The organism is Vibrio sp. V10_P2A27P122 (assembly GCF_963874335.1).
Taxonomy (GTDB): domain Bacteria; phylum Pseudomonadota; class Gammaproteobacteria; order Enterobacterales; family Vibrionaceae; genus Vibrio; species Vibrio anguillarum.
In genome coordinates this window covers 1-6,083 of the sequence record NZ_CAWNHY010000094.1, presented here as the reverse complement: position 1 = coordinate 6,083, position 6,083 = coordinate 1, and the positions used below count along the sequence as shown (strand labels likewise).

Genomic DNA, 6,083 nt, shown 5'->3' with positions numbered 1-6,083 from the left:
AACTTGTTCCAATAATAGATGAATTGGACTTTTTATGTGAAGCTAAAAGACCTTTCCGTTTACAGTGATTCCTTTCTCTTGCGTATCATTGTCAAACTGCGGTTAAATGCTCAACAATAAGAAAATGAAATGCAGGCTGAAGCATATGGATTATACTATTTCGAATGAAGAAGAAGCATTTGAATACCTCCGTAAATTGGTAGACAAAGAGATTCAAGGAGAGCAATGTCACGTTACGTTTGATGGATGGCCGTCACTTAACATTCATGTTGTAGGCGACAAATTTGATTCTTCATTAACGCCATCATTAATGAAAGGCTTTCTTGAGATCCAAAAAGGGATTAACCGCTCATACTGTTTGGTAAAATACGGTACACCAAATACCAATGTACTGACAAACCAAGAACGACAAGATCTAGAAATTCAAGTCAAAGTGGGGAAAGGCAGTACAACTACAAGCATAGACTTACAGTCTCTTCTAACAAACATCGGTTCAAAGGTAATTGATAAAATGGATCCTACAACACTTGCTATTACATTGGTGAGTCTTGGTCTGATCTGGGCAGGCAAGACAAGCTATGCTCAATACCTAGAACATCGCCGTCAAATCCGAGAAACCGAAGTAAAGAGTGAAGAAACTCGTGAAATGCTAACCAACCAACGTTTCCTATCTGAACAGGAAACAGAGAGAACTAGGTTGCTAACTAAAACCTTAGCAAGCAATATACAAATCTCAGCGCTAAATAATGTAGCAACTGATTCTAAATCAGCTCTTATCAAAGAATTGGGTACATCGAGTAAAAGTACTATCCAAGGTATTGAGATAGAGGGAGAAACCGCAACAGAATTAAGCAAAAATGCTCGTCGTAAATCCATTGATGTAGCATTTAATGCTTTATTTCGAATTCTTCTAGTTGACTCCTCTGACCCTGACTGTTTTAAAGTTCGTCTAAAGAATATTGAGACAAAAGACGAATTCACGGCCAAGGTACAAGACTACTCTCTAGATTCAAAATTTATCCGAGCATTGCAGTACGGAGAGTGGAGTAAAACATCAATTCAGTTAGTCGTATCTGCTAAATCAATTGATAATGACATCAAAAACGCAGTGGTGCTTGAAGCTACGATACCTGAGCAAACAAATAAATAGGGCGATGAAAAATCGCCCCAATTAGCACTCTGCTTTAAACCTAAAATCAGCATCAGTAGAGGAGGAAAACCTCCTCTAAGGTTGAATTAATTCAATCAATAAAACATCCTAGATTTACGCATTCAGCACGTGCTCGATTATTTTCAATTCTAATGCTGAGTGCCTTTCCATTTTTCAGCTAGTTTCTTATTCATTTTGAAATCAATGACGTTTGGCGAACTTTCAATTGCAGCCTTTTCAGCATTACGCTCTTTTTGTTGTTCATGCTTAGCTTTTAGTTTGCTGTATGCCATTTTGGGCAATACAACAAAGCTGGCAAACAGAGCACTTTTGGCACCATCGTAAATTATGTTATCAATAAATGGTTTATAACTTTCATCACCTGCATATTGAATGGCAACCGCAATGAATTCATCAACGACACTTCCTTCTCGCGCCTCTTTGAGAGCCCAAACAATGCCACTCTGACCTTCTTGATAAAGGGGAAGATCAAGATCTTTTGTCACCTGTTCGAGTTCGAGAAGTGCGGTAAGAGTCGTATCTAAAACATGAGAAGATACCACACCAAGTTGTTTAAGCTCATTGTAGTAACCAGTTGATAATAGTGACGCCGGATTATCTTCATACAAGGAGCTGGTGCTAAAAGTAATTGAACCCAATTCAACTGTATTTTTCAGTTCTAGAACTTGGTTTGCTTGATAGAGCTTAATATCACCAAAAACAAGCGGCTTAGGGGACACATATTGACTCTCTTCATGAGTGTCTATTCGACTATCTTCCAGAAAATCCTCCGCTTGCCCAAAGATAAACTCTTGAAGGTATTTATCAATGCGCATGTTCAGTTTGAACGGGGGGATCGTCGCGCCTTCAATGCGCTCAAAGTAGACTTTTGCCTTACTTCTATCGACCGTTGATTTCAGTGTATCAAAGCGACCAAAGCGGTTAATGTTCTGCTCATTCACATCACCAGTCATCAACTGAAGAAGTAAATCCTTATCTAAACCAAGAGTCTCAACAATAGCGGCTATTCGTAACTGTTCTTTCTGATTTTGATAGTCATTGATGTAGTCTCTAAAAGTATGTCCTTCAATTAACTTTGCATCTCCACGTTGTAAATCGTGTAAAAAGAGCTTGGCATACTTTTGTTCACTTTGGCTCAGTGACGCAAATGTCTTATGTAACTCATTGAGTGTGACTTCAACGCTACTAGAGTCTTGGTGTTGATTAAGCTCTTTTAGATATTTATCAAAGCGGCTATTCATGTAATCGGCGTCGATTTTACCGGTGTCTATTTCAGTTAAATAACCACTGATATCAAAAGGAACATCACTACCTGAACCGTCACCATTGCCGTCCCTTTTACCAGCAAGCTCTTTATAACGCTGAACTAAGATCATGTAAGTGAGCTCATCGATAGCCAGAGTGACCTCACGCTCAGCACCGCTCTCACTTTCTGATGAGTCAGTATAGGTAGACTGCTCCCAATTCAGGCCTTGTACTTTGGCAGCTTCTAGGTGCTTGTTAAAGGTATTAAATAATTCGGTAAACTTAGCACATAGTTCTACATCGTCTGGCAGTGTTTCAAAATTTTCAATACCCGCACTAGAAAACAGTTCAGAGATATCCGCTGACAACCTATTCATAAGTTCAATGTTACTTACCAGCCTATCAACAAACAATCCAATAGGTTTATCGCCAGAGTAAAGTTTGACTGCATCGTTAATGTGCTGCTCCATGGTATGTGGATAGCGATAATAACGAATAATACCGTGAGGTTTATCGGGACCAAACAAACGATTGGTACGCGAGAAAGCCTGAATGATATTCTGGTACTTAATCACCTTATCTAAATACAAAGTATTCACCCACTTGGAATCAAATCCAGTCAGCATTTGATCGACCACGATCAGTAAGTCCAGCTGCTTTGAAGGTTCTTTGTGAATATTCTTATATTGTTCTTTATGAGCAAGCCGCGCGGCGATATCTTTTTTAAAGGCCGAATGACGGGCAAAATCAAACTCTAGGCCATAGCGGGCGTTATAATCGGCCATAATCTCTTCGAGACCATCACCTTTAAATGTTGGACCTCGTTCGCCACTACCATCGTTATCAATGTTAGGGTCAAATAGGGCTGATATTTTTAGCTCAGGTTTTTCTGCTTTTAAACGGTGATAATAATCAATCGCTTCAGCGATACTATTCGTGGCAAAAATGGCGTGGAATTTACTGCCTTGGCTCAGCATATCCCATTTATCCAAGATGTCAGCGACGACTTTTTCTTGGTGAGCATCCGTCAAATACTGGCTTTTAGGGACATAGTCTTCAATGCCTTTATGATATTTGCCTGTGGCATCTTTATAACCCGCCATCGGTACATCATTCATAAAATGATTAAACTTTTTCTTTTTGGCAGGCTCTGCCATCGCATCAGTAACCGAGTTGGCCTTAGCTTGCTGTAAGGCAATTTCTTTTCTTAGTTCGCCGTCCTTGAAAGTAGACACTTTGTAAGGGTCAAAACCCAACACGTTTCCATCACGGATACCATCAGCAATACTGTAGCGATGCAACTCGTTACCAAACACATCAGTGGTCGTATTACTGTTGACTTGGTTTTCTTCATGAATGGGCGTACCAGTAAAACCAAAGAAAAGTGCTTTAGGGAAGGTTTTTTTTACCCTTACCAGCATGCCTTCTTTATCTTCTTTGCCTCCACTCATCGTTGAGCGGTGCGCCTCATCAATAATAAACACCAAGCGCTTAGCTCTAATCTTTTCAATATCAGCTGAGTTTGTTGCAACTCCATCATCATCCGCTTCTTCAAAAATATTGCTCATTTTTTGAATAGAACTAACAATTAAGGTATCAGCTGGCGCAGTGCTCTTTAGCTTGGTCACCAGTACATGTGTATTTTCGGTGGCTTGTACCACTTCTCCATCACTGGCAAACCCTTGATATTCAATTAGAGACTGAGTACCAAGCTCTATGCGATCCATTAAAAAAATCACTTTATCGGCGTCTTTTGATTGAGCAATCAACTGCGCTGACTTAAAGCTGGTCATGGTTTTACCCGAGCCTGTGGTATGCCATACATAACCACCAAGCCTGTCTTTATTGTTTACGCCCCCTAACTGCTTCCAGCTAGTTTTTGCCACTCGGTCCGATATTGCATTCGCAGCGTAATACTGATAGCTGCGCATCACCTTCAGCACGCCATCGGTATCATCGGCAACGGTGTAAAAACCGATCAACTGATGCGCCATTGGGATAGATAACAGCGTTGAAGCAATATCCTTCCAGTGATTCACAGGCTCGTTATTAAAATCGGCCCAATGAAATTGATAGTCTGGATTAAACTTGCCATCTGGTCCTGGATTGGCGAAATATTTTGTCTCTTCAGGCTCCATGGCGACAAAAACTTGGATCAGTGAAAACAGACCGTTAAAAATGCCTTCTTTCGAGTACTTTTCAATTTGATTGACAGCTTGACTTACCGGAACGCCACTTCGTTTTAGCTCAATATGAATAACGGGCATTCCGTTTATTAGCAACAACACATCACCACGACGATCGTTACGTAACGGGCTACCTCGTTCGAACTTGGGTTGCTGCACAATTTGGTAACGGCTTTGACCTGCTGCAATTTCTTGGCGGTCATAAATTTTCAAACTGATTTCTTTGCCATAGTGCAGCGAGTCATCAGGGTTGTCTCGTTTAATCGCGACCGTTTTACCATTAATTAAACCGTTGAGTTTGAGCGGCGTTTTCAACTCTTTTATCTGCTCAATAATCTGCTGCATTTCAGTTACAGTCAGTGGCACATCGTTTAAGCGATCTTGCTGGCGATTGTTTTCAAACAAAATGTTTGCCCAGTTTTGCAGCAACTCCGCTTCTGTTTTGTTTTTGAGCACTTCTGGTTCCCACCCTTTTTGGGTGAGAACTTCAATAAAAGCCTGTTCAAATTGTGCTTCGGTTTTAAAGGTAGTCATACACGCTCCCTGCTAGACAAACATTTTGCTCAAGCAGGCCTGCTTGATGTTATTGAGTTTAATGATCTGTTGTTGGTGTTGATTGATCAGTGCATCGAGTTTTTGAAAGTAGTTACCAATAGCGATTTGTTCTTCATTTGAAGGGATGCTGACTAATTGGCCTTTCACAATATCGGAGTTGAGGTTAACTTGGCTTCCAGGCTGGCCGTATTGTTGCCATTCTAGCTCGAATGATTTAAGCCATTGATACATGAACTCAAGCTCAAATCGTGGTTTTTTGAAGATCAAAAAACCATCGTGAACCCCTGTTTTAATATAATTAATAACAGGTTTCCCTACACTTGCTGCGATACTCAAAAGTAAGTGCGGCTCAAATAAGACACGAGTTTTCTCTTGACCAAGTTTTGAAATTCGCTGTTCTAAAACATGAATTCTGCCATCTTGTTCTGTCACATCCCTGATTCGTAACCAGCCAACATTTGATCTTTTATCAAACCATTTAGGGTCTTCAATAGGCCGAGGGCTAGCACCTCGAACAATTTCCGCTAATTCACCTAGCTCTTTCTCCTCCCACTCCCCACTAAACTCTTTAAATCGGATTTCTGGGATGGTTTCGCCTTGCTTGGGGAACATCTTTTCCAGCATGGCTTTTTTAATGTTACTGAGCTTGGCATGCTTTTGTTGGTGTTGGTTGATTAGGCTGTCGAGCTTTTGGAAGTGAGTTGTTATCGCATTTTGTTCTGCCACATCTGGGATTGCGATAGATCTATTTTTCCAGTCAGAAACATCAAATACTAATTTTTCAATATCGACTCCATAGGAGCTAATGAAAAACAGCTTATGCATTTCAGGTCTTTTTGAAATCACAGTCCAGAATTTGGATGTAATTTCATCACTATCCGTTAAGACAAGATACTCATTAGAGACAACTGCATTATCTAAGCTCT

3 protein-coding genes are annotated in these 6,083 nt (G+C 40.4%); 1 reads left to right on the top strand and 2 read right to left on the bottom strand.

Features of this window, described 5'->3' with window-relative positions:
* The first annotated feature begins 145 nt into the window (after positions 1-145).
* Positions 146-1,150 (top strand): hypothetical protein, encoded by a 1,005-nt coding sequence (locus AACQ17_RS05070; protein WP_094147173.1) that lies wholly within the window; start codon positions 146-148, stop codon positions 1,148-1,150.
* Between the two features lie 149 nt (positions 1,151-1,299).
* Here AACQ17_RS05070 and AACQ17_RS05065 read toward each other — a convergent pair whose 3' ends face one another.
* A complete protein-coding gene (locus AACQ17_RS05065; protein WP_094147174.1) occupies positions 1,300-5,136 on the bottom strand; it encodes a type I restriction endonuclease subunit R, EcoR124 family in 3,837 nt (1,278 codons plus the stop codon).
* Positions 5,137-5,148: 12 nt separating this feature from the next.
* Positions 5,149-6,083: restriction endonuclease subunit S (locus AACQ17_RS05060; protein ID WP_206208093.1), on the bottom strand; the 935-nt coding region annotated here is incomplete at its 5' end.